We start from the raw sequence: 23,823 nt of genomic DNA on the forward strand, positions 1-23,823 counted from the left end.
CCTATCGGATGGAGACGAGGAAGGCCGTGTGGCCGTCCTTGATGTCGACCCGGGTGCCCGGCAGCGCGGAGACGATGCGCCAGCCGGTGCCCAGGGTCCGTGGCACGCTGATGCGGAAGACGATGCAGGCGATGATCCCGCCCAGCAACGCCAGCACCAGCAGCGGCGCCAGGATCAGCGCCACGGGCAGCACCGGGATCCAGAGCCGGACGGGCCGGCGGTGCCGCCGGTCGACCCGCACCGTCAGCAGCTGCGGCATCATGTGCGACCGTCCAGTTCGGACAGTGCCTGCTGCGCGGTGATCTCGCCGCGCCGCAGCCGGTCGATGACGTCAGCCCGCGACGGCCGCGGATCGGTCTCGACGAAGTCGAGGGACTGCGTGATCCTGTTCAGCCGCGCCTTGATCGTCGGGTAGCTCACCCCGAAGATCCGCTCCATCTCCTTGATGGAGCCGTGGCACCGCACGAACGCCGTGACGAAGACCTGGTCCTCGACGTTGAGCTGGGCCAGCTGCGGCAGCTCGAACCGGCCCTCGATCGCGACGTCGCTGTCGGCCAGCCGCACCCGCTCCACGACGAACGGCCGGCCCCGGGTCAGGTTCGTCAGTTCCTGCCAGTCCATCGCCTGCTCTGTCATACCTGAAGTATGCACGCGCCGTGGATTAACTTTCAAGAAGTCGATCTTAAGATTTTTAATTACGCCCTCTGGAGGGCAGTCGCGATCCTGACAGCGGGGAACGGCGCCGCCCGGCGGCCGGTCAGAGCTGCCATGAGACGCAGATTCGCCGCAGCCGCCGTCGTGACCGTCCTCGCCGCCGCGGGCTGCGACGGCGGAGCGGCCCGGCCGAGCCCGAACCCGAACCCGAACTCAAGCCCGAACCCCGAGCCGTCGTCGGCGGCCGTCGGCGGGCCCGTCCCGTTCAGCGTCAGACTCGGCGCGGGCCAGCGGCTCATCCCGCTGTCGCCGGGGCCGCAGGGCTGCCCGGGCGTCGACACGCGGGTGCACCTCGGCGACGGCCGGCTCGTCCGGTTCACGGCCTACGCGACCGGCTGCCCGCTGCCGGACGACCCCCGGCGCATCAACGGGCGGCACGGCGTCTACCGCAGCACCGCGGACATCCCCGCCGACCTCCGCGCCGGCGCGACCAGCATCCAGACGCCGCTGGGCGAGGCGACGGCGTTCACCCAGGACTACTCGGAGTACACCAACTCCGCCAACCACTACACGGAGCCGGTCGCCGTGATCACGCTCGCCCGGCCGGCGGATCCGGCGTACCAGACGCTCACCGTCATCGCGGAGAAGGGCACGTTGCCGATGGGCGAGCTCGCCACCGTCCTGCGTGAGCAGCTGCTGGCACCCTGAGCCCCGACGCGAGGCACGGGTCAGCGCAGCGGCCCGCACTGGCCGCAGGTGCAGATGGAGCCGGTCGTGCGGCTCGACAAGCACCTGCGTGTCCAAACACCGCCCCCTCGGTCCGCGCCCATCGGCCGCCGCGACATCATCGCAGCATCGCCGGCGGACGTGGGGGCGCGTCGATGGACGGGATCAGGGCGACACCGGCACCGAAGCCATGATCGGCTCGACGAGCTGGCCCATGTGCTTGAAGTTGGCGAGGCGCTCCAGCAGCACGTCGGTCACGTACATGCCGCGGCCGATCAGGACCAGACCGCCCGAGGTCAGCACGTCCTCGGCGATGCGCATGCCGGCGTCGAGCCGGCCGACCGTGCAGGCCTGCACGACCTCCTGCGCCTCGACCACCTGCATGAGCTGCCGCAGCGCGGTCAGCACCGCCGGGTTGTGCCTCGGGTCGCGGTCGAGGATGACCAGGGCGCTCGCGGTCGTCAGTCCGCGCCGCTCCAGCAGCTCCATGTCGATCGCGGCGCGCAGCACCGCCACGCCGGTGAGGACGAGCGGCGACGCGGCGCCCACCGGCGCCGTGCCGTCCAGCCCCCGGATCATCGCGATGACGTCGTCGAGCATCGGCACGGCGCTGAGGAGGCGCAGTGGAGGTGCGGCCGGCGGCGCTCGGTTGCGATCCGGGTGCGAACCGGTTGCGGCGCCGGTGCCACCCGCCCCCGGCGGCCTGAAATGAAGACGTGGATCGTGCAGCCGGGATCAGTGCCCGCCTCGACGACGTCGCGGGGCCCGACCCGTCGCCCGACGACCTCGCCATGCTCGCCCGGCTGCTGACCGCCTTCACCACGAGGACACCGCCGGCCGTCGACCGCCTCGCCGTCGCCATGCACGCCGGCGACACGGCCGCCGTCCACGTCCAGGCGCACGCCCTGAAAGGCTCCGCCGCCAACATCGGCGGCACCGCCCTCGCCGACCTGCTCGCCGACCTGGAGCAGCGCGCCCGCGACGGCGGCCTGCCGGACGCCGGCCCCGCCCTGGACCGCATCCGCACCGAGTACACCGAGGTCGCCGCCGTCTGCGAGGCCCTCGCCGGCGAGCTGAGCCGCTCCGCGCCCTGACCCGGGCGCTCGCCGCGGTCCGCTCAGCGCGGGACGAGGCCGCACTCGTAGGCGACGACGACGAGCTGGGCGCGGTCGTGGGCGCCGAGCTTCGTCATCGAGCGGTTGATGTGGGTCTTCACCGTGTGCGGGCTGACCCGCAGATGGGCGGCGATCTCGTCGTTGGACAGGCCCGTCGCCACCAGGCCGACGATCTCCCGCTCGCGGCCGGTCAGCAGGTCCACCAGCGGCGCCGCGTCGAGACGGCGGCGGGCGGCGGGGGCGGGCTCGGCCAGGAAGCGGGCGATCAGGGCGCGGGTCGCCGCCGGCGAGAGCAGCTGCTCGCCGCGGTGCACGGTGCGGATCGCGGCGAGCAGCTCCGCCGGCTCGGCGCTCTTGCCGAGGAAGCCGCCGGCGCCGGCGCGCAGGGCCTGGAACACGTACTCGTCGACCTCGAACGTGGTGAGGATGAGCACCCGCACGCCGGCGAGGTCCGGGTCGGCGGTGATCAGCCGGGTCGCGGCCAGGCCGTCGAGGTCGGGCATGCGGATGTCCATGAGCACCACGTCGGCGCGGGCGGAGCGGGCCAGCTCGACCGCCTCGCGCCCGGTGGCGGCCTCACCCACGACGGTCACGTCGTCGGCCGAGTCGACGAACACCCGGAACCCGCTGCGGATCAGCGGCTGGTCGTCGGCCAGCACCACCCGGATCACCGAGCCTCCAGCGGCAGCACCGCGGTCAGCCGGTAGCCGCCGGCGGGGCGCGGGCCGGCCTCCAGCGACCCGCCGAGCGCCGACACCCGCTCCCGCATCCCGACCAGCCCGACACCGGGCGTTGCCGCCTTCCGCGGGTGCGCCGCCGGTGCGTTCTCAACCCGGATCGTGAGGGCATCTCCAGTCCGTTGCAGCAGGAGGTGTACGGCCACCGCCCCGGCATGCTTGCAGACGTTGGTGAGCGCCTCCTGCACCACCCGGTACGCGGTCAGGTCGACGGGCACCGGCAGGTCGAGCGCGTCGCCCAGCCCCGACGCCGACACGGCCAGCCCGGACCGGCGGAACGTGTCGAGCAGGTCGGGCAGGCCCGTCAGCCCCGGCACCGGATCGACCGGCGCGAGCTGGTCACCCGGCTGGCGCAGCAGGCCGATCGTGTCGTGCAGCTCGCCGAGCGCGGTCCGACTCGCGTGCCGTACATGGGTGAGCGCCTCCCGGGCCCGGCCGGGCTGCGCGTCGAGCAGGTGCGCGGCCACGCCCGCCTGCACGTTGATCAGCGCCAGCTGGTGCCCGACGGCGTCGTGCAGGTCGCGGGCGATCCGCAGCCGCTCGTCGGTGACGCGGCGGCGGGCGTCGGCGTCACGGTCGCGTTCGGCGCGCAGCGCCCGCGCCTCCACCTCCGCCAGGTACTCCCGGCGGCTGCGGGCACCGTCGCCGGCGGCCACGGCCAGCCCGCCGAGCGCGGCGAGCGCGAGGTTCTCCGCGCCGAGCCACGACGCCGGCTTCGCCAGCATGTGCAGGCCGGCGAACGCGGACACCGCCAGGACCCCGATCGTCAGCGCGCGCCGGCGGCTGGCCGACTCCGCGACCGTGTACAGAGCGATGAGCGGCGCGGCCAGGATCAGCATGCCGTTCGCCGTCTTGTGGTTGAACACCAGGTACGCCTCCGCGGCGACCGAGCTGACCAGGAACGTGTGCAGCGGCCACCGCCGCCGCAGCGCCAGCACCAGGCACGCGACCGCCGCGACCAGCGTCGCCGTCACGTCCAGCGGCGCGGCGTGCGGCGTGCCGTGGGTGGTCGCCAGCACCACGACCCCGACGACGAGCCCGATGGCCAGATCGACGGCACGGTCGACGGCCGGGTCGATGCGCATGCCCACACGGTAGGCCGGTGCTACCGCGTGGACATCCCGCAGCCGCGGTATACGGGATGCCGCCGCTGCGGGACGACTTCTCCGGCCCCGGCGGCGATCGTTGGCGGCATGACAGCAGTCCACGTCCGAGAGCTGACCAAGCGGTACCGGGGTGTCCGCGCGGTCGACGCCCTCACCTTCGACGTCCCCGCCGGCTCGGTCACCGGCTTCCTCGGCCCCAACGGCGCCGGCAAGACCACCACCCTGCGCATGCTGCTGGGCCTGGCCCGGCCGACCAGCGGCACCGCCCTCATCGACGGCCGCGCCTACCACGACCTCGCCGAGCCGCGCCGGACCGTCGGCGCCGTCCTCGAGTCCGGCGGCTTCCACCCGGGCCGCACCGGCCGCGACCACCTGCGGATCCTCGCCGGCTCGGCGCGGCTGCCGATGGCCCGCGTCGACGCGGTCCTCGACGAGGTCGACCTGACCGGCGCCGCCGACCGGCGGGTCCGCACGTACTCCCTCGGCATGCGCCAGCGGCTCGGCCTCGCCGGCGCCCTGCTCGGCGACCCCGGGCTGCTCGTGCTCGACGAGCCTGCCAACGGCCTCGACCCGGCCGGCATGTCCTGGCTGCGCGGCCTGCTGCGGCGGCGGGCGGCCGCCGGCGGGACGGTGATCGTCTCCAGCCACGTGCTGTCGGAGATCGCGCAGACCGCCGACCACGCCGTCATCGTCGGCGCCGGCCGCCTGCGCCACGCCGGCCCCGTCGGCGACGACCTGGAGCGCACCTTCCTGGCGGTGACCTCGAATGCGATCTGAACTGCGCAAACTCGCCACCGTCCGGACCCCGTGGCTGCTGCTGGCCGCCACCGTGGCCCTCGTCGTGCTCGGCGCGAGCGGCCGGCTGTCCGGCCACCCCGACGACGTCGCCGGTGCCGCCGCGCACGTCGGGCTCGTCGCCCTGTTCCCGCTGATCCTCGGCGTCATCGCGGTCGCCGGCGAGTACCGGCACCGCACCGTCGCCGACACCTACCTGTCCACGCCGCGCCGCGAGCGGGTGCTGCTGGACAAGCTCGCCGTGCACACGCTGCTCGGCGCCGGCTTCGGCGTGGCCGCCTCCCTGACGGCCCTCGCCACGATCGCGGCGTGGGGCTCCTGGACGTCGTCGACGCTCGACGACGTGTGGCCGACCCTCGCCGGCGACGTCGGGTGGAACGCCGCCTTCGCGGCGATCGGCGTCGGGCTCGGCGCCCTGGTCCGCAACCAGATCGCCGCGGTCGCCGGCGCCCTCGCCTGGCTCGCCCTGATCGAGGGCGTCGCGGCCGAGCTGATCGGCACCGACGCGGCCCGCTGGCTGCCGTTCCGGGCCGGCAGCGCCCTGGGCCGGCTCCCGGCGGCCACCGGCCTGGACCAGTGGACGGCCGCCGCGGTCCTCGCCGGCTACGCCGCGGCCTTCACGATCGCCGCCGTCGCCGCCCAACGCCGCGACCCGATGTGAGTCGATGCGTCGATGGGGTTAACCCTCGCCTCATGCTGACACCGGCGTCAATCCAGGGAACCTGCCTTAGGCTGTCACACGCCGTTCAGCTCTCGTCCGCCGGCAGGGCCTAACGTCCGTGAGTCGGCCTCCAGCAGTGACGGAGCCGAATCACGCCCACCTGGAGGTCCGGGTCTATGTCCCGTGCGGTCATCCGACGCACAACCGTCGTTTTGTCCCTTACCATGGCCGGCGCAGCCTGGCCATTACTCGCCGACCCTGCCGCCGCGAACCCGGCCGGCACTGGTCTGGTCATCAGCGAGGTATATGTCAATGGCGGCTCGTCCGGCGCGAGCTACCTGAACAAGTTCGTCGAGCTGTACAACCCGACGTCCGCCTCGATCCCGCTGAGCGGCACGACGCTGCAGTACCGGGCCCCCACCAGCACCGTCGTGCCGAGCGGGTCGCAGGTGTTCACGCTGACCGGCGCCGTTGCGGCGCACGGGCACTTCCTGATCATGCTGCCGGGCAACAACGCCACCACCAACCCGGGCGCGCCGCTGCCGACGCCCGACCTGTTCACCGGCACCAGCGTCAACCCGGGCGCCGGTGGCGGCACGCTGTACATCGCGGCCAGCGCCACCGGCGTGCTGCCCACCGACGCGGCCGTCATCGACCGCGTCGGCTGGGGCACCAGCAACGCGCCCGAGGGCACCGCCTCGACCGGGAACTCCCTGGTCCTGAGCTACCAGCGGGACGCGGCCGGCGCCGACACGGACAACAACGGCGCCGACTTCCGCACGGCCACCCCGGTGCCGCAGAACGCGGCGTCCGACGGCGGCACCGCGACCGTCACGGTCACCAGCCCCGGCAACCAGAACGCCACGGTCGGCACCGCGATCTCGCCGCTGACCCTGAGCGCGTCCGGCGGGGCCGCGCCCTACACGTGGTCCGCGACGGGCCTGCCCGACGGCCTCACGATCTCCAGCGGCGGCGTCATCGAAGGTACGCCCACCGCGGCCGGCACCGCGTCGGTGACGGTCACCGCGACCGAGTCGGGCGGCGCGAGCGGCTCGGCCACGTTCACGTACACCGTCACGACGACCACGACGGTGCTGCCGATCGCCGCGATCCAGGGCACGAACACCGACACGTCGCCGGAGGTCGGCCGGAACGTGACGACCGAGGGTGTCGTGACCGCCGTCTATGCGACCGGCGGGTTCAACGGGTTCTACCTGCAGACGGGCGGGTCCGGCGGCGCCGAGGCCGACGACGCCACCCCGGGTGCCTCCGACGCGATCTTCGTCTTCGGCTCCGTCGCGGCGGGCCAGGTCCACATCGGCGACAGCGTGCGGGTCACCGGCAACGTCGTGGAGTTCCAGGGCACGACGGAGATCTCCGCGCCGACGGTCACGCAGCTGGCGACCCCGCTGCCGGCCGTCGCGCCCGGCACGATCCCGTGGGCGTCGCTGACCACGGCCGCGCAGAAGGAGGCCCACGAGGGTGAGCTGATCGCGCCGCAGGGCACGTTCACCGTCGCGGACAACTACGACGCCAACTGGTACGGCTCGTTCACGCTCGCCGCCGGTGACGCGCCGCTGCGCCAGCCGACCGACGCGGGCCGGCCGGGCAGCGCCGAGGCGCTCGCCGCGGTCGCCGACAACGCGGCCCGGAGCATCACCCTCGACGACGGCGCCAGCGTCAACTACAGCGGCTCCGCCAACACGGGCACTCCGCTGCCGTGGCTGACGCCGACCAACGCGGTCAGCATCGGGTCGAAGGTCACCTTCAACCAGCCGGTGATCCTCGAGTACCGCTTCTCGCTCTGGAACTTCCAGCCGCGGCAGCGGGTCACCGACAACGGTGCCGCCGTCGCGACGTTCAGCGACACGCGCACCGGCAACGCGCAGCCGGCCAACGTCGGTGGCACGGTGCGCCTGGCGACGTTCAACGTCGAGAACTACTTCCCGACGACCGGCGAGTCGTACGTCGCGCAGGGCTTCGGCACCTGCAGCTACTTCAACGACCGGGCCGGCACCCACATCGCCGTCGACAAGTGCGTCGGGCCGGGCAACGCGGCAGGCGTCCGCGGCGCCGCCAACGACGCCAGCTTCCAGCGGCAGCAGGCGAAGATCGTGACCGGCATCAACCGGCTCGGCGCCAGCGTCGTGTCGCTGGAAGAGGTCGAGAACTCGGCGAAGTTCGGCAAGCCCCGCGACGCCGCCCTCGCCCAGCTGGTCGACGCGCTCAACGCCGCCGCCGGCGGCCCCGTGTGGGCGTACGTGCCGTCGCCGGCCGTCCTGCCGCCGATCGCGCAAGAGGACGTGATCCGCAGCGCGTTCATCTACAAGCCGGCGGACATCGCGCTCGTCGGCACCTCGGTGATCCTCACGACCGCGTCCGGCCCCGGCCAGCCGTTCTCGATCGCCCGCGAGCCCCTCGCGCAGGCGTTCAAGAAGGTCGGCGCGACCGACGCCGACGCGTTCCTCGTCGTCACGAACCACTGGAAGTCCAAGGGCAGCGGCGACCCGCTGTACCCGGGCGACGCCGAGGACACGTCCTCGCCGGCGAAGAACCAGGGCTCGTTCAACGCGACGCGGGTGCGTGAGGCGGAGGAGACCGTCGCGTTCGCCAACCAGGTCGCGACGAGCATCGGCACCGACCGGATCTTCCTCGTCGGCGACCTCAACTCGTACACCCACGAGGACCCGATGCACGTCCTGTACGACGCCGGCTACACCGACCTCGGTGCGGCCTTCGACCCGAACGAGTCGACGTACTCCTTCGACGGCCTGCAGGGCTCCCTCGACCACGTGCTGGCCAACGCGGCCGCCCGCACGCTGGTCACCGGCGCCGACGTCTGGCAGATCAACGCGCAGGAGGCGGTCGCCTACGCGTACAGCCGGTACAACTACAACGCCACGCTGCTGTTCAACGGCGGCGACCCGTTCGCGGCCTCCGACCACGACCCGGTCGTCATCGGCCTGAACCCGCCGGTGACGCCGCCGGCCCCGGCGTGGAGCGCCTCGACGGTCTACAACGCCGGCGACAAGGTCTTCTACCAGGGCTCGGTCTGGCAGGCGACCTGGTGGACGAAGAACCAGGCCCCGGGCGACCCCTACGGCCCGTGGCAGCAGATCTCGACCGCCCCCGACGGCACCGCGATCTGGACCGCCTCGCGCATCTTCACCACCGGCGATGTGGTCCTCTACCAGGGCAAGAAGTACGAAGCCAAGTGGTGGACCCGCAACCAGGCCCCCGGCGACCAGTGGGGCCCCTGGAAGCTGCTGCCGTAACACTCCTGCTGTAGACGGGGCCGTCCTCACACCGAGGGCGGCCCCTTTGCGGTCCACTGTGGACCTGGGGGATCCCGATGGGTGAGGAACGGCAACATCCGGTGGGCTTCGTCGTCGATGTCCTGCCGCTCGGCGGCGGTGAGCGGGCGAAGGGGCGCGAGCCGTATGTCGCCGTCGGTGAACGACCATGTGCCACGGACGACGCCGTCGACAAGGATGGTGGGGCGCACCAGGGCTCGGCCCGGCATGACCTGCCTGCGGTCCTCGTCACTGATGATGCGGGTGCGGTCGGCGTGACCCAGTAGGGCGTTGTCGTAGGCGGGCAGCAGACGCGCGTGCGCAGGGACGTCCGGGTCGGGCAGCTGCACATCCGGCAGGTCGAGCAGGGACTGGCCGTCGGGTCCGGTGTAGCGGCGCAGTGCGACGCCCATCTCGGCGACGACGCGGTTCAGCCGGGTCAGCCCGCTCCAGGCCTGGACGTCGGCCACCGAGGCCGGTCCGAAGGCGGCGAGGTAGCGGCGGATCAGTTCGTGCGTCGCCGCGGTCTCGATGGCGTCAGTCGGCACGGTGGTGACGATGACGGAGGACCGGTTGCCCCAGCTGCCCCAGGACGCGGTGGCGGGATCGTGGACGAGCGGGGTGCGGAGCTCGAACTCGCCGGCGAGGATCCGCCCGTCGCGACCCGGATGGCGGGCGGACAGGCCGCGGGCGAGGTCTCTGCGGGCGAGCGGTCCAGCGTCCAGCAGCGCATGTCCGTCGGCCATGAGCGTTCGGGTGGACGGCCGGTCGCCGTCACGCCGGAAGTACGGCGAGCTCGCGGTGCGGTCGAGGACGGGCTGCAGGAGGGGCCGCAGCCGACGGAAGTCGTCGGCCGCGGCGAGGTGCTGGGTGCTGCGCAGCAGGCTGGAGCGCACGACGTGCCTGTCGAGCAGCAGGCCGGTCAGATCGGTGTGGGTGAACCCACGGATCCGGCTCCACAGCCCGACGTAGGGCCAGTTCGGTTCCTGTGCCTGCAGGGCGACCAGGTGCCGGATCACATCGAGCGGCGCCTGGTCGGTGCGCTCCAGCAGGAACTGACGCTGCAGCAGCGCCCGGTTGAGGGCGCGACGCGACAGGCGCGTCACGTCAGCCGCACCGAGACGTTGCCGCGGTAGGCGCCGTGCAGCAGTGACAGGAAGGTGTCGGGCACGGCGTCGATGCCGGCCTCGACGACGGTGTGCGGGAAGACGAAGCTGTCCTGGTCGAGCCAGGCCCGGAAGTGGGTGTGCCATGCGGCGATCTGATCGGGCGTGTGGTGGCAGGAGAACGGCAGCAGCTTGACCTCCTTTGCCGCGGCGACGGCCTGGTCGGGCTCGGGGAATCGCTGCGCCGCCGCACCCAGCTGGGTGGACAGCGACCCGCACAGCGCGAACCGCGCGCCGGGCGCCGCAACCTCGAGCGCGGCCTCGTACAGTGGGCCGCCGACCGTGTCGAAGAAGACCGTGATGCCCTCGGGGGCGAGCTCCTTCAGCGCCGCGACCGGGTCCTGGTGGTAGTCGAAGGCGGCGTCGAGGCCGAGATCCTGGACCAGGTAGTCCACCTTCGCCTGGCTGCCCGCGCTGCCGATGACCTTCGAGGCGCCCAGGTTGCGGGCGATCTGCCCGGCCAGCGAGCCGACGCCGCCGGCCGCGCCGGACACGAACACGACGTCGCCGCGGCCGACCTTGGCCACCTCTGCCATGCCGTAGTAGGCGGTCGGTCCCTGGCCGAGGTGGTAGCTCGGATCGGGGTACGCGTCGCGGTCCAGTTTGATGTACGAGGTGGCCGGCCCGGCGGAATGCGTCGCCCAGCCGGTCATCGACTGGACCAGGTCGCCCTCTCGCAGGTCCCGGCTGTCCGACCGCAGGACGGTGCCGAGCGCCATCACGCCGATGCGCCGGCCCGGCTGCCAGGCCGGGATCGGCAGGTGGCAGTCGGCGCGCATGAGCTCCAGGTAGGTAGCGGCCAGCCCCAGGTGGTCGGTGCGGACCAGGACCTCACCGTCGATCTCGGTCTGCACGACGGTGAAGTGGTCCCGGCCCGGAACGCCGGCGATCTGGCTGGTCAGCTGAATCTCACGAGCAATCATGAGATCGACCGTAGCCAGGCTTCCGGCCAGTTCCTGACCGGAAGTCGTGCAACGATCGCGGCATGGCCAACACCAGTTCCCGGACGCTCCGGCTGCTGTCGCTGCTGCAGACCCATCGTCACTGGTCCGGGACGGATCTGTCCGACCGTCTCGGGATCTCGGAACGCACCCTGCGCCGCGATGTCGACCGGCTCCGGGAGCTCGGCTACCCGGTGCACGCCACCCGTGGCACCGACGGCGGTTACCAGTTGGCGCCTGGTGCGGTCCTGCCGCCGCTGCTGCTCGACGACGAGGAAGGCGTCGCGCTGGCGGTCGGCATGGGCGACGCCACCCAGAGCGGCATCGCCGGGATCGAGGACGCCGCGGTGCGCGCGCTGACCAAGGTGGTGCAGGTGCTGCCGCCGCGCCTCCGCGCACGGGTGAACGCGTTGCGCGCGATGACCGTCTCGCCCGCGGCCGCGGGGCCGGTCGTGCCCGCCGAGGTGCTCACGGTCATCGCCCAGGCGTGCCGGGACGAGGAGCGGCTGCGGTTCCGCTACGCCGCACGCGGCGGCCCCGACACCGACCGGGAGGTCGAACCGCACCGGCTCGTCGCGCTCGGCGGCCGCTGGTACCTGGCCGCCTACGACCTGACCCGACATGACTGGCGCAGCTTCCGCCTCGACCGGCTGACCGACCCGCACAGCACCGGGGCGAAATTCCGCCCGCGGTCCCTTCCCGCCGACGACGCCGCCCAGTTCGTGCGCGCCTCCACCGGCGTGCCGTCGGGGCACGTCGTCCAGGCCCTGGTCCACGCACCCGCCGAACACGTCCGCCGGGTCGTCGGCCAGTGGGGCACGATCGAAGCCGTCGACGGTCGGTGCTGCCGGCTCACCATGGTCTCGACCAGCCTGGACTGGCCCACCCAGGCGCTGGGCAACATCGGCGCGGAGTTCGAGGTGATCAGCCCACCGGAGTTCACCGACCACCTCCGGGACTGGGGCACCCGGTTCCTCCGTGCCGCGACACCGCCCGGCGCCGGATGACGGATACGGCCGGTCGCATTCCGCGACCGGCCGCCTTCGCCGCGGGGTCAGCTCCAGATCGCGGCGGCCCACTCCGGGTGGTCGATGAAGGGGTTGCGGTTGTGCTGCCAGGTGGCGTAGATGCGGTCGTTGCGGCGGCGCTCGAAGGCGTCGGGCGGGTCCTGCTGGTTCCACTGGAGCAGGACCGACAGCTTGCCGATGTAGGGGGCGGAGCCGTTGGCGGTCGAGTTGTTGATCTCCAGGTTGGGCCAGCCGTCGTCGCCCTCGTAGCGGATGGCCATGTACATGATCATGCGGGCGACGTCGCCCTTGACGGCGGCGCGGGGTTCGAAGGAGTCGCTGTCGGTGAGGCAGCCGGGGGCCTCGCTGACCGCCGAGCCGCCGAGGTCGAAGTCCTTGTTGCCGCGGGCGGAGTTGACTGACACGTCCTCGGGGCGCAGGTGGTGGACGTCCGTGCCGGGGCCGGTGGCGGTACCGAAGTCGCCGTGGGACTTGGCCCAGACGTGCTCGCGGTTCCAGTCGTTGGCGCCACCGCCGTTCGTCGACTTGCTCTGCGACCGGCCCGAGTAGAGCAGGATGACGTTGGCGCTGTTGTTCGGGTCCTGGTCGGTGTCCTTCAGGGCGTCCCACACCTGGTCGTACGTGAGCTTCGTCTGCGTCTTGATGATGCCGTGCAGTGCGTTGCGCAGCGCGGTGCCGGTCTTGCCCGCGGCGGCGGCGTAGTAGGTCTCGACGGGGCCGGTCGGGCCGGTGGTCGGGCTGCCCGTGGGGGTGGTGCCGGCGAAGGCCATCGAGGTCGGGGACTTCAGGCCGCCGTGGGAGAAGTACGCGGTCAGCTGCCCGGCGACGACGAGCCGGCGGCCCATCACCGACGGGTTCGTCTGCAGCCCGAACTGCGCCCGGTATGCGGCGGTGATCTGCACGTACAGCATCCGCGAGGTGCCGGTCTCGCTCGCGGAGTCGGCGAGGGCGAGGGCCGTGTCGCCGGTGAACCCGGACCGCAGCACGGTGCTGGTCGCGGTCGGCTGCCCGACGACGTACCCGACGACGGAGGCCGACCGGCCGTCCTGCGCCGCGAGCGCCTGGCTCACCGAAAGGTCCGCGGCCACCGCCGCGGTCGAGGTCATGACCACGGCGGCACCGGCCGCGGTCAGGGTAAGAGCAATTGCCGTCGCGATCCGCCGCGATCTCCACATGGCCAGAACCTCATCTCGCAGCCGTGTGGAGACATCGTAGATTGCCGATGTGTCGGGCGGCGTGGACCGCAGAGGGCGGGCGGGTTACATGTAGGGTGCGGGCGTCAGGTCACCAGCAGGGTGCCGCCGGCCTTGACGCGGCGCACGACCGGTGCGGTCTCCACCGAGGCCACGCCGTCGAGGGAGCCGATGTCCCCGGCGATGTACTCGTACAGCTCGTTCAGGTCGCGGCAGATCACCGACGCCGCGATGTTGGCCGGGCCCGTCGTCGCGGCGGCGTACGCGATCTGCGGGTGCGTGGCCAGGGCCCGGGTCGTGGCCGAGAGGGCGGACGGCGCGACGGTCAGCCACATCATGGCCTCCGCGTGATAGCCGAGCAGCGCCGGCTCGATCTCCACGTCGAAGTACAGGACGTTGCCGCGGCACAGCTCGTCCAGCCGCCGCCGGACGGTGGTCTCGGACCATCCCGTGGCGGCCGCGAGTGCCGGCAGCGGCGCCCGGCCGTCCCTGGCGAGCGCGGCGAGCAGCGCGTTGTCCGCTCTGGTCGGCGGTGTCTGCAGCGGTGCGGGCGGCGCCGGGCGCAGCGCCGTGACCTGGTCGGGGTCCAGTGCGTCGGTGCGGCCGGGCCAGCCGTGCAGGCCGGCGACGCCGCGCAGCATGCAGTGCGCGCTGAGGACCGTGATCCGTGGCGTGCGTTCGCCAACCTGGTGTTCGTGTCGCTGTGGGCGCAGTCGGTGCTCGGGCTCGGCGCGATGGCGGCGGGGCTGATCCTGGCGCCGATGGCGGTCGTCGCGTTCGTGGTCGCGGGGCTGGGCGGCCGGCTGCTGCACGCGGTCCCGCCGCGGCACAGCATCGGTTGGGGGCTGCTGCTCGTCGCCGCCGGCACCGCGCTGTGCATGTTGGCCGGCCCCGGGTCGGGCTGGGCGGCGCTCATGCCGGGGCTGTGCGTGTCCGGCCTCGGCGTCGGCCTGTGCACGCCGGTCCTGGCGTCGGCGGCCCTCGCCGTCGCGCCACCCGGCCGGGCGGGCATGGCCAACGGCGCGTCGAACACGTTCCGCCAGCTCGGCTACGCCCTGGCGCTGCCGGTCTTCGCCACCGTCGTCACCGCCCGGGCCGGCGAGGTCCTCGGCGATGCCGGCACCGCCCGGCGTCTCACGGGCGGCGGCTACCAGGACCTGGTCCGGCAGGTGCCGGCCGATGTGCTGCGGGCGGCGTACGTCGCCGGCCTCGACCGGATCTTCCTCATCAGCGCCGTCATCGCCGGCGTCGCGGGGGTGGCGGTCCTGGCCCTGCTCCGCCCGCCCGCGGTCGGCGGCGCCGAGCCGGACCGGACCGAGGCACCGTCGGGCGTCGCAGCCTGACGCCCGGCCGCCGGCGCGCTCACCACCAGAAGTTGTCCTGCGGTGTGTAGGCGGCCTCGAGATCGGTGAGCTCGCCGGCGGTGAGCTCGAGGGCGAGGGCGGCCACGGCGTCGCGCAGGTGGTGCGGCTTCGTCGCACCCACGATCGGGCAGGACACGACCGGCCTGGTCAGCAGCCAGGCCAGGGCGACCTGTGCCATCGGCACCTCGCGGGCCTCGGCGACCCGCTGGATCGCGTCGACGACCGGCCGGTCGACGTCGCGGTCGAACGCCTGGGCGACGGCGTCGGACGAGGACCGCGCCGTCCGCTCGCCCCAGGGCCGCGCCGCCCTGCCCTTCGCGAGCGGCGAATACGGCGTGAGACCGACGCCCTGGTCGAGGCACATCGGGATCATGTCCCGCTCTTCTTCGCGTTTGAGGATGTTGTACTGGTCCTGCATCGCCGCGAACGGTGTCCATCCGCCGAGCACCGCGACGTGCTGCAGCTTGGCGAACTGCCAGGCCCACATCGACGAGGCGCCGAGGTAGCGGACCTTGCCCGCCTGCACCAGCGTGTGCAGCGTGGCCATGGTCTCCTCGGCCGGCGTCTCGGGGTCGAAGCGGTGGATGTAGTAGACGTCGATGTAGTCGGTGCCCAGCCGCCGTAGCGACGCGTCGACCTGCTCCAGGACGGCCTTGCGGGACAGGCCGCTGCCGCCGGGCCCGTCGTGCATCTTCCCGCTGACCTTGGTGGCGAGCGCGATGTCCTCGCGCCGCGCGAACCGGCGGATCGCGCGGCCGACGAACTCCTCCGACGTGCCGCCCTGGTAGACGTTGGCGGTGTCCCAGAACGTGACGCCGAGCTCGACGGCCTGGCGGAAGAACGGGGCGGCGGCGTCCTCGTCCAGCGTCCACTGGTGCATGCCCGCGGCGGCGACGCCGTAGCTCATGCAGCCCAGCCCGATCCGGCTCACCCGCAGCCCGGTCCGGCCCAGCCGTGCGTACTCCAATGCGCTGCCCTCCCGAATACACCATACCTCGCTTGGACTGTTCGTCCAGAGTCTGGACGTTTACTATCGAGCGCGTGACGCTGGAATCCCTGTCGCTGCGCTGCGGCGCGTGCGGCCACACCGAACCGCTGCGCAGCCTGGCCTGGCGGTGCGCGAAGTGCCACGGCGTGCTCGACCTCGACGGGTTCGCCGCGGCCCCGCCCTCCCTGACCGACCTCGCCGGGCGGGGCACCAGCCTGTGGCGGTATCGGGAAGCCCTGCCGATCGCCGAGCCGGGCGACATCACCATGGGGGAGGGGATGACGCCGCTGGTCGGTGCGCCCGGACGGCCCGGGGTCACGCTCAAGGTCGACCACCTCATGCCGACCGGGTCGTTCAAGGACCGGGGCGCGGTCATGCTCGTGGCGCTCGCCGCCCGGCTCGGCGTCGCGCGGCTCATGGCCGACAGCAGCGGCAACGCGGGGACCGCCGTCGCCGCGTACGCCGCCCGCGCCGGAATCGCCTGCGACGTCTACGTGCCCGCCGACACCTCCGCCGGGAAGGTCGGGCAGCTGCGGGCCTACGGCGCGGCCGTGCACCAGATCCCCGGCAGCCGCGAGGACACCGCCCGGGCCGCGGCGCTCGCCGCCGGCGAGCCGGGCGTGTTCTACGCCAGCCACGTGTATCACCCGTTCTTCGTGCACGGCACCAAGACCTACGTCTACGAGGTGTGGGAGCAGCTCGGCGGCCGCCTGCCCGACACGCTCGTGCTGCCGGTCGGCAACGGCACCCTCGTCCTCGGCGCCCACCTCGCCTGCGCGGAGTTGCTCGAGGCGGGGCACATCGAGCGGTTCCCGCGCATCGTCGCGGTCCAGGCCGCCGGATGCGCGCCGCTGGCCGCCGCGTTCGCCGGCGGGTCGCCGGTACCGGCGAACATCGCCACGCAGGGGACCGTGGCCGAGGGGATCGCCATCGCCCGGCCCGCCCGCGGCGCGCAGATCCTCGCCGCCGTCCGTGCGACCGGCGGTGCCGTCGTCACCGTGACCGACGAGCAGGTGCGGGCCGCGCACGCCGCCCTGGCCCGCTCCGGCCTCTACGTCGAGCCGACGTCCGCCGTCTGCTGGGCGGCCATCGAGGCCGGCGAGGTCGAGCCGGCAGGGACGGTCGTGGCGCCGCTGTGCGGCAGCGGGCTGAAGTCCAAGCCGCCCGTCATGTAACAGGCTCGAACAGGAACGACAGGTCCTGCCAGTACTGGCGCGACCGGGCGACGTGCGCGGGCCAGGAGCCGTGGACCGTCTCGGCGCGCGGGTCGGCGCCCTCGGCGAGCAGGCGGCGCATCAGCTCCGGCGGGCCGCCGTTCATCACCGCGAGGTAGAGCGGCGTCCGGCCGACGCGGTCCCGGGCGTCGACGGGGACCCCCGCGGCGAGCAGGAGTGGCAGCACCCGCTCCCAGTCGACCCACATCACCAGGTGCAGCAGCGACCAGCCGTTGGCGTCGCGCATCTGCGGGTCGATCACGCCGCGGCCGAGGCCGTCGAGCAGCCAGCCGGTGTCGCCGTGCTGCATGCGGTGCTTCACCTGCCGGCGCTGCGCGGCGAGCCCGTGCGGCAGCCGGCCGACGCCGGTCGTCCAGGTCTGCTGCACGGCGTAGCAGCCGCTGCTGGCGCCGCCGAGGGACCGCAGCACCCGCTCGCGCAGCTGCTCCTCCCCGTCGTGGTCCGGCAGGCGCAGCGCACCGCCGTCGACGCCGACCCGGTGCCATTCGCCCTGGCAGCGCACTCGCACCGCGGTCTGGGCCGCGTCGGGTCTCGCAACACCGTGGGCCGCCACCGACGCCGGGAACAGCGCCTCGCGGACGAGCGGGTGCAGGTCGGCGGGGCGTTGCAGGCCGGCCGCGATGAGCGCCAGGTCCGGCGGCACCGGGCCGGTCAGGATCCGCGTCGGCACCTCCAGGTATTCGCTGAGATCAAGCGCCTCGGCGGTCATCCCGCCGACGGTCAGCGTCAGCGACGCGCCGTACAGGGTGGCGACCTGCTGCACGCCGAACGCGGCCGCGGCGGCCCTGGCCTCGTCCGCGACCCCGACCGGCAGCGTCGGCGGGGCCGAGGGCCGTTGCAGGGCGTCGGGGTCGACCCCACGCACGTCGATGCCGCACTCGCGCCACGCCCCTTCGAGGTCCCCCGCGACGATCCGCTGATGGATGCGCTCGGTGGTGGCGGCTTCGTCGGTACCGGCGGCGATCGTCTCTCTCGACAGGGCCTTCCCCTCCGGGGTGAGGAACGGCATCCTGGCCGCGGACCCGCCCCACGCCTTCCGCACGGCGGCGGCCTCGCGCACGTCCCAGGTGTAGCGGGGCGCGACATACCAGCGCTCGTGCTCCAGCTCGGCCAGGGTCGTCACGGTCAGCAGCAGCCGCTGGGGCCCGGTCGGCGATTTCGGCAGCCGTACCTTCAGCAGCGGCGCACTGTCCGCACCGGTCCGCGGCGGCAGGACCGCGCTCACCATCGGCTGCAGCGTGCTCATCCCGCCGCGGTGCCTCGGCAGGTGCCACCACAGCAGGTCGAGGCTCAGGTGCCGCAGGTCGTCGCTCTCGTACCCCGGAGCTATGTCGACGTCGCAGCGGGCGAGCTCGGCGGCGCGCCGCCAGTCACCGGCCTCGCGGGCCCTGGCCGCCGCGTCCACGACGTCGTGCGGCAGCGACTCGGCCCTGATCCGGCGCCACTGCGGCAGGTCGTTGCGCACTGCGGTGCATACCTCCACGCGGGGTCTGAGGCGGCAGGCCGACCGGATTCGAACCGGCGTCTTCCAACTTCGCAAGGTGGTGTGACGACCTCTGCACTACGACCTGCCGCCCGCGAGCCTAGGCCACGACCCGCCTTCAGAAAAATGTCGTACCCGGGAGCTACGTTGTCGGGCATGAGCAACGCTGTGCAGTCGCTGAGCTATCTGGCCCCGTCGGCACTCCACGACGGAGGGCTGCAGCTGCAGACCGCCGGTGGTGTGGCGCAGCGTGCCGTCACCGCCAATCCGCGGTTCTTCACCGGGTTCCTGACCACGCCCGCCGCGGCGGCGGCCGGGCTGCTCGCGGTCGCCGAGGTGGCCCGCACCCGCTATTTCCAGCCCCTCAGCCCGGCCAGCCTGGACCCGGTCGTCACCGGCAGCCGGGACCGGCTGCGGTTCGAGTCGTTCTCCGGCTGCTGCGGCGTCTATGCCCGCCTCGACGTGCTGCCCACCGGCCTCGACGGTGAGATCGTCGACCACGGCACCACCAACGTCGACGTCAACACGCCACTGCGGCAGGCGCTGCAGCGGCTGACCGGCGTCGACCCGCTGCACGTCAGCGTCGGCCCCGACGACCTCACGGTGTCCACGATGGACGGTGCGGTGGTGGAGAAGAAGGTGCCGCTGCCGTCGCGCTGGCTGCGCGGGTTCGCCGAGGTGCAGGTCATCGCGTCCGGCTTCGACCCGCGGGCGGAGCTGTCCGCGGCCGAGGCGACCGCGTTCCTGCGCCGGCTCCCGTCGGGCGGCGACCGCTCGGTGCTGTGGGCCGTCCCCGCCGGCCGCTCGCTGCGGCTCACGTCCCGCCCGGTGCCCGGCGCCGTCTGCCTGCCCGGGCCGGCCCGCCTCGCCGCGCTGAAGCCGGTCCTGCGCTTCGCCAAGCACCTGCGGGTCTATGGTCCGGCGGTCACCGCCGGCAGCGGGCCCGTGTCGAGCACGTGGGAGCTGGACACCGGTGAGCTGCGCCTGTCGCTCACGCTGTCGCCGCAGCCGAGCCGCGGATTCTCCGGCGAGGGCGCGGTCCTCGCCGCGCTCGCCAGCGACGACGTCACCGACGACGCCGAGCTGATCGCGACGCTGCTCGCCTGGGACCCGACGGTCGACGTCGACGCGCTCGCCGAGCAGGCCGCGATGCCGGCCGTGCGGGTCAGGGCGGCGCTCACCCAGCTCGGCACCGCCGGCCAGGTCGGCTTCGACGTGTCCGAGGCCGCCTATTTCCACCGCGTGCTGCCCTATGACGCGCAGCGCGCCGAGCGGCACAACCCGCGGCTGGCCGGCGCCCGGGCGCTCGTCGAGACCGGCGCGGTGACGCTGGACGGGTCCGGGGCGAGCGTGCGCAGCGGCGAGGAGACCTACCGGGTCCGCGCGGCCGGCGACGCGCTGCACTGCACCTGCCCGTGGTGGGCGAAGTACCGTGGCGGACGCGGCCCCTGCAAGCACGCCCTGGCCACCGAGCTGGCCCGCGCCGCCGCCCCGGCGGTGACCCGGTGAACCTGTTCACCCGCCGCCGCTCCGGCCCGATCGAGTGGCCCGACCTGCTGGCCATGCTGCAGAAGGGCAACTTCGCGGCCACCGTGGAGGCGCTGCGCGACCTCGACGAGACCCAGCGCGCCGAGCTGGGCCACAAGCTCGTCGCGCTGCGCGGGGACGCCGGCACCTGGTTCAACCCGCAGCAGGCCACCGCCTATGCGGTCGCCGCCGTCGGATGCGCGTCGACGGCCGCGAAGGCCGTCACCGTGATCGCCCGGCGCGGCTGGCCCTGGTCGGCCATCCAGCCGCAGCCGGTGCTGCGCGCCGCCGCCGACCGCGGCGTGCCGTGGCTCGGTGACCTCGCGACCAGGCTGGCCGGCAAGCTGCCGCGCGACGGTGGGTCGCTGCGCTCGTGGCGCCTCGTCGCGGACCTGGTCGTCGCCACCGGCGTGCCGGTCCCGACCGGCGAGCGGTTCGTCGACGGCTGGCTGCTGTCGCTGCAGATTTCGGAGCGCAACAGTGTCGTGGCGGACAGGCTGAGGAGCAGCCCGTTCACCGACGCGCTGCTGCCGCACGCGTTCGAACGCGACCAGATCGTCTTCACCGTCGGCGGCCACGACCCGGACACCGGCAAGTGGGTCACATGGCCCGGCATCCTCTTCGCCGCCGCCGCGCTCGTCGAGGAGGGCCGGTTCCCGCGTGCCGACATCCTCGACCGCTGCCTGGACGCCCTGCTCGCCGTCCGCCCCAAGGCGGTGCTGCACGCCTTCGTCAGCTTCCACGACAAGCTCGCCCCGACCGAGGCCGAGGTCGCCGAGCGCACCACGATCTACCTGAAGCTGCTCACCGACGCCATGGGCTCGGTGGCGACGATGGCGCAGAAGGTGCTGAAGACCGCGGAGGCGGCCGGCGGCGTGGAGCTGGAGTCGCTGCTCGACGCGTCCCGCACCGTCCTCACCCGCAGCGAGAAGGGCCTCGTCAAGGCGCAGCTGATCTGGCTGGAGAAGCTCGCGAAGCGGCACCCCGCCCGCGTCGCCGAGATCGCCGAGGTCGTCGCCGTCGCCGCGGACCATCCCGACGTCCAGGCCCGCGACCGTTCGGCGGCGTTCCTGGCGAAGCACGCGGCGCCCGGGGCCACCGGCGTGCAGGTCGTCCCGCCCGAGCCGGACCTGCTGACCGCGCCGGTCGGCGCCGCCGACATGCCCGAGCCGATCGCCACCCCCGACGAGCTGGCGGAGGAGATCGCCGCGCTCGACCAGACCGACTGGCAGACGGTGCCGTTCGAGCGGGTCCTCGCGGCGGTCGTCCGCATGCACGCCGCCGACCCCGTCGGGCTGCGCGCCGCGATCGCCCCGGTGATGCAGCGGGCCCACAACCGGATCGGCGACGGCTGGTGGGGCTCCGAGGGCCACCGGCGCACGGTCGCGATGTTCACCGCGGTGCTCAACAAGGCCGCCGGGCTGCCGTTCGTCCTCGACGACGCGGCCCGCGCACTGAAAGGCACTCCCGCCGACCTCCGTCTCGGCAACTCCTACGCCAAGCTCCAGGGCGTCCTGACGATCCGGCTGGCCGAGATCGTCATGCGGCTGTCCACCGACCCGGTCCCGGCCCTGGTCGCGACGCCCACCCTGGTCAACGGGCTGCTCGACCCCGCCGCGCTGGTCGAGCGGCTCGCCCGGGCCGAGCGGGAGGGCTGGCAGCCGTGGAAGCGCGATCTGCGCCAGGCGCTGTACCGGCTGCCCGCCGACGCCGACCCCGACACGCTGCGGCAGGCCCGCACTCTGACCTCCGACGCCGGCCGGACCCTCGTCGAGTGGCTGGAGACCGGCGGAGCCGGCCGGCCCGACGTCCGGGTGGTCCGGGTGCACCGCCAGCGCGCCGAGCGGGGCCGCTATCTCGAGTGGCTGCCCGAGTCGCGTTTCTACGCCACCTCGTCGCCGGACCGGTCCGGTCTGGACCCCTACTGGCTGACCGAGCTCGCGGCACCCTCGGTCGTCAACGCCGACAGCAGCGACGGCCTGGGCCTGGCCGCGCTGTGGCCGGCGGTGCTGCCGTCGCAGCGGGAGATCGTCGCCGCGTGCCTGCTGCCCCTCGTCGCCGGCGCCGCCGACCTCGACTCCGGCCGCGGCAATGTCCAGCTGCTGCCGCTGCTCGCCGACCTCGCCGGCCCGGTCGGCCCCGCGACCCTCACCGCCGTCGCCTACGGCCTCGCCGCCACCCAGCCCGACGAGCGCATCGCCGCGCTCGACGCGCTCATGGCCCTCGGCGGCGCCGCCGACTTCGACGGCGGCGAGCTCGGGGCCCAGCTGGCCCGCATGGCCGGCACCAAGCTGATCGTCCTGAGCCGCGTCGTCACCCAGCTGGAGGAGGCGGGCCGCATCGCCCCGGCGCTGACGTGGCGGATCGCGTCGGGCGCGCTCGGCGGCCTGCTGCCGGCGGAGACCAGCAGGCCCGCGCCGGGCCCCGCCATCACCCCGCCGGCGTCCGCCGCACCCCTCACCAGGGCCGCCGCAAGGGACCTGGCCGCGGCTTTCGGATCGGCTGCAGCTGCCGGCTCGGCTGCAGCTCCCAGCTCGGTCGCGGCCTCAGGCTCGGCTGCGGCTTCCGGCTCGGCTGGGGCTTCCGGCTCGGCTGGGGCTTCCGGCTCGGCTGGGGTGACTGCGGCGTCGGGGGCGGCTGTCCGGGGTGGCGGGGCAGGGGCGGACGGCAAGGCGCACGTCACGCCCCGCGGACTGCCGGACCTGCTGACGCTCGCCTCGACCACGGCGGCGGCGTCCGGCAGCCGGGGTGAGGTGCCGGGCCTCGCCGACCTGGCCGCACGCAAGGGTTCGACCCGTCTCGTCGTCGAAGCGAAACGCCTGCACCGGACCCTGACCACGACCTGACCCCTGCCTCCGCACCACCTCAACCACCGCGATGCCGGCGGCCTGTGGGCAGCCACTGCCGCCGGCACCGCTTGGTGGATGCGGGTTGGCCAGCGGTTTGCTGCGGCGGGGAGGCCTCCTTGTGGGCCCGTCACCTGGCGTCGAGCAGGCTCATGGCGGTGGCGGCGGGCGGAAATTGGGCGGCGGGCATTGGCCGGGATCGGTAGCTTGCTGGGCGTGAGCAGGATTCTCTCGGTCAACCTCGCGGTGCCGGAGCCGAACCCGGCCAAGGGTGGTCTCACAGGCATCAACAAGCAGCCGGTCGACCACCTGGTTTCCGTGCGCGCGCCGGGACCAAAGACGACCGGCCTGCACACCGGCCTGGTCGGCGACCAGATCTACGACATCCAGAACCACGGCGGCGACGACCAGGCGGTGTACGCGTACGCCCGGGAAGACTACGACTGGTGGCAGGCCCGGCTGACCCGCCGGCTCGCCAACGGGCTCTTCGGCGAGAACCTGACCACGGAGGGCGTCGACGTCAACGGTGCCGTCATCGGCGAGCTGTGGCGGATCGGTCCGCGGTTGGTGCTGCAGCCGACGTTCGGCCGGATTCCCTGCTCCACGTTCCAGCACAAGATGGGCGAGCCGCGCTGGCTGAAGACGTTCACCCGGTCGGTCCGCCCCGGTGCGTACCTGCGCGTGGTGGAGCCGGGCGAGGTGTGGGCCGGCGACCCGGTGACCGTCCTGGACCGCCCGCCGCACGGGGTGACGATCGCGCAGGCGTTTCGCGCGTACATGACCGAGACAGAGCTGCTGCCCGGCCTGCTCGCGATCGACGGCCTGCCCGACGACCTCCGCGCGACGTTCGAGGAACGCCTCCCCAAGCGCCGGCCGGCACCTCCCACGACGTCCGCCCGCTGACCTCACCCGGGTCGGCTCGATCCTGGAGGGAACGTAGCGATCCGGTACGGTCGCCGGACCGG

Annotated in this window: 22 protein-coding genes and 1 tRNA gene; 11 read left to right on the top strand and 12 right to left on the bottom strand. The window is 73.4% G+C overall.

What is annotated here, in order from left to right:
• Position 1: 1 nt before the first annotated feature.
• Positions 2-259, bottom strand: a complete 258-nt coding sequence (locus ABD332_RS04685; protein WP_344499844.1) for a hypothetical protein — start codon at positions 257-259, stop codon at positions 2-4.
• Positions 259-636 carry a DUF2089 domain-containing protein gene (locus tag ABD332_RS04690; protein ID WP_344499845.1) on the bottom strand — a complete coding sequence of 126 codons (378 nt, stop codon included), beginning with the start codon at positions 634-636 and terminating at the stop codon, positions 259-261. Before ABD332_RS04690 ends, ABD332_RS04685 begins: the two co-directional genes overlap by 1 nt.
• A 132-nt stretch (positions 637-768) precedes the next feature.
• Between ABD332_RS04690 and ABD332_RS04695 the strand changes: the two genes are divergently transcribed.
• Positions 769-1,362 (top strand): hypothetical protein, encoded by a 594-nt coding sequence (locus tag ABD332_RS04695; RefSeq protein WP_344499846.1) that lies wholly within the window; start codon positions 769-771, stop codon positions 1,360-1,362.
• A 183-nt stretch (positions 1,363-1,545) separates the two neighbouring features.
• On the opposite strand, the gene ABD332_RS04700 is transcribed toward ABD332_RS04695, so the two are convergent.
• Complete coding sequence (locus ABD332_RS04700; protein WP_344499848.1) at positions 1,546-1,986, bottom strand: hypothetical protein; 441 nt, start codon at positions 1,984-1,986, stop codon at positions 1,546-1,548.
• A 110-nt stretch (positions 1,987-2,096) separates the two neighbouring features.
• Here ABD332_RS04700 and ABD332_RS04705 point away from each other — a divergent pair, with 110 nt between their 5' ends.
• Complete coding sequence (locus tag ABD332_RS04705) at positions 2,097-2,474, top strand: Hpt domain-containing protein (RefSeq protein ID WP_344499850.1); 378 nt, start codon at positions 2,097-2,099, stop codon at positions 2,472-2,474.
• Between the two features lie 23 nt (positions 2,475-2,497).
• Here the strand turns inward: ABD332_RS04705 and ABD332_RS04710 are convergent, their stop codons facing one another.
• A complete protein-coding gene (locus tag ABD332_RS04710) occupies positions 2,498-3,166 on the bottom strand; it encodes a response regulator transcription factor (RefSeq protein ID WP_344499852.1) in 669 nt (222 codons plus the stop codon).
• Positions 3,163-4,317: a sensor histidine kinase gene (locus tag ABD332_RS04715; protein WP_344499854.1), complete on the bottom strand. Its 1,155-nt coding sequence runs from the start codon at positions 4,315-4,317 to the stop codon at positions 3,163-3,165. The genes ABD332_RS04710 and ABD332_RS04715 overlap by 4 nt, the downstream gene beginning before the upstream one ends.
• 108 nt (positions 4,318-4,425) lie before the next feature.
• On the opposite strand from ABD332_RS04715, the gene ABD332_RS04720 reads away from it, so the two are divergent.
• From ABD332_RS04720 to ABD332_RS04730, 3 genes are all read left to right on the top strand, one after another.
• Positions 4,426-5,115: an ATP-binding cassette domain-containing protein gene (locus ABD332_RS04720; protein ID WP_344499855.1), complete on the top strand. Its 690-nt coding sequence runs from the start codon at positions 4,426-4,428 to the stop codon at positions 5,113-5,115.
• On the top strand, positions 5,105-5,794 hold the full coding sequence (locus ABD332_RS04725; RefSeq protein WP_344499856.1) for an ABC transporter permease: 690 nt from the start codon (positions 5,105-5,107) through the stop codon (positions 5,792-5,794). The genes ABD332_RS04720 and ABD332_RS04725 overlap by 11 nt, the downstream gene beginning before the upstream one ends.
• A gap of 224 nt (positions 5,795-6,018) precedes the next feature.
• On the top strand, positions 6,019-9,069 hold the full coding sequence (locus ABD332_RS04730) for an ExeM/NucH family extracellular endonuclease (RefSeq protein WP_344499857.1): 3,051 nt from the start codon (positions 6,019-6,021) through the stop codon (positions 9,067-9,069).
• Positions 9,070-9,095: 26 nt separating this feature from the next.
• Here the strand turns inward: ABD332_RS04730 and ABD332_RS04735 are convergent, their stop codons facing one another.
• Positions 9,096-10,193 carry a winged helix DNA-binding domain-containing protein gene (locus ABD332_RS04735; protein WP_344499859.1) on the bottom strand — a complete coding sequence of 366 codons (1,098 nt, stop codon included), beginning with the start codon at positions 10,191-10,193 and terminating at the stop codon, positions 9,096-9,098.
• Positions 10,190-11,176: an MDR family NADP-dependent oxidoreductase gene (locus tag ABD332_RS04740; protein WP_344499861.1), complete on the bottom strand. Its 987-nt coding sequence runs from the start codon at positions 11,174-11,176 to the stop codon at positions 10,190-10,192. Before ABD332_RS04740 ends, ABD332_RS04735 begins: the two co-directional genes overlap by 4 nt.
• Before the next feature lie 62 nt (positions 11,177-11,238).
• Here ABD332_RS04740 and ABD332_RS04745 point away from each other — a divergent pair, with 62 nt between their 5' ends.
• Positions 11,239-12,201, top strand: a complete 963-nt coding sequence (locus ABD332_RS04745; RefSeq protein ID WP_344499863.1) for a helix-turn-helix transcriptional regulator — start codon at positions 11,239-11,241, stop codon at positions 12,199-12,201.
• 47 nt (positions 12,202-12,248) lie between these two features.
• Here ABD332_RS04745 and ABD332_RS04750 read toward each other — a convergent pair whose 3' ends face one another.
• Both ABD332_RS04750 and ABD332_RS04755 read right to left on the bottom strand, forming a co-directional pair.
• Complete coding sequence (locus ABD332_RS04750; protein WP_344499865.1) at positions 12,249-13,397, bottom strand: endonuclease; 1,149 nt, start codon at positions 13,395-13,397, stop codon at positions 12,249-12,251.
• A 104-nt stretch (positions 13,398-13,501) separates the two neighbouring features.
• Complete coding sequence (locus tag ABD332_RS04755; RefSeq protein WP_344499867.1) at positions 13,502-14,056, bottom strand: Lrp/AsnC family transcriptional regulator; 555 nt, start codon at positions 14,054-14,056, stop codon at positions 13,502-13,504.
• A 3-nt stretch (positions 14,057-14,059) separates the two neighbouring features.
• On the opposite strand from ABD332_RS04755, the gene ABD332_RS04760 reads away from it, so the two are divergent.
• Positions 14,060-14,758: an MFS transporter gene (locus ABD332_RS04760; RefSeq protein WP_344499869.1), complete on the top strand. Its 699-nt coding sequence runs from the start codon at positions 14,060-14,062 to the stop codon at positions 14,756-14,758.
• Between the two features lie 19 nt (positions 14,759-14,777).
• On the opposite strand, the gene ABD332_RS04765 is transcribed toward ABD332_RS04760, so the two are convergent.
• Entirely contained in the window at positions 14,778-15,746 is a 969-nt protein-coding gene (locus ABD332_RS04765; RefSeq protein WP_344499871.1) for an aldo/keto reductase, read from the bottom strand.
• Positions 15,747-15,820: 74 nt separating this feature from the next.
• Between ABD332_RS04765 and ABD332_RS04770 the strand changes: the two genes are divergently transcribed.
• On the top strand, positions 15,821-16,942 hold the full coding sequence (locus tag ABD332_RS04770; protein WP_344499872.1) for a pyridoxal-phosphate dependent enzyme: 1,122 nt from the start codon (positions 15,821-15,823) through the stop codon (positions 16,940-16,942).
• On the opposite strand, the gene ABD332_RS04775 is transcribed toward ABD332_RS04770, so the two are convergent.
• Both ABD332_RS04775 and ABD332_RS04780 read right to left on the bottom strand, forming a co-directional pair.
• Positions 16,935-18,467, bottom strand: coding sequence for an ankyrin repeat domain-containing protein (locus ABD332_RS04775; RefSeq protein WP_344499873.1), 1,533 nt, complete (start codon positions 18,465-18,467; stop codon positions 16,935-16,937). The two genes, ABD332_RS04770 and ABD332_RS04775, sit on opposite strands and share 8 nt — an antisense overlap.
• A 32-nt stretch (positions 18,468-18,499) precedes the next feature.
• Positions 18,500-18,574, bottom strand: a tRNA-Arg gene (locus ABD332_RS04780).
• Positions 18,575-18,641: 67 nt separating this feature from the next.
• Between ABD332_RS04780 and ABD332_RS04785 the strand changes: the two genes are divergently transcribed.
• The 3 genes from ABD332_RS04785 (at position 18,642) to ABD332_RS04795 (ending at position 23,761) form a co-directional block, all read left to right on the top strand.
• Complete coding sequence (locus ABD332_RS04785; protein WP_344499875.1) at positions 18,642-19,994, top strand: SWIM zinc finger family protein; 1,353 nt, start codon at positions 18,642-18,644, stop codon at positions 19,992-19,994.
• Entirely contained in the window at positions 19,991-22,858 is a 2,868-nt protein-coding gene (locus tag ABD332_RS04790; RefSeq protein ID WP_344499877.1) for a DUF7824 domain-containing protein, read from the top strand. The genes ABD332_RS04785 and ABD332_RS04790 overlap by 4 nt, the downstream gene beginning before the upstream one ends.
• Before the next feature lie 216 nt (positions 22,859-23,074).
• Complete coding sequence (locus ABD332_RS04795; RefSeq protein WP_344499879.1) at positions 23,075-23,761, top strand: MOSC domain-containing protein; 687 nt, start codon at positions 23,075-23,077, stop codon at positions 23,759-23,761.
• Positions 23,762-23,823: the final 62 nt, after the last annotated feature.

The sequence above is a fragment of the Dactylosporangium maewongense genome (assembly GCF_039531485.1).
GTDB lineage: Bacteria > Actinomycetota > Actinomycetes > Mycobacteriales > Micromonosporaceae > Dactylosporangium > Dactylosporangium maewongense.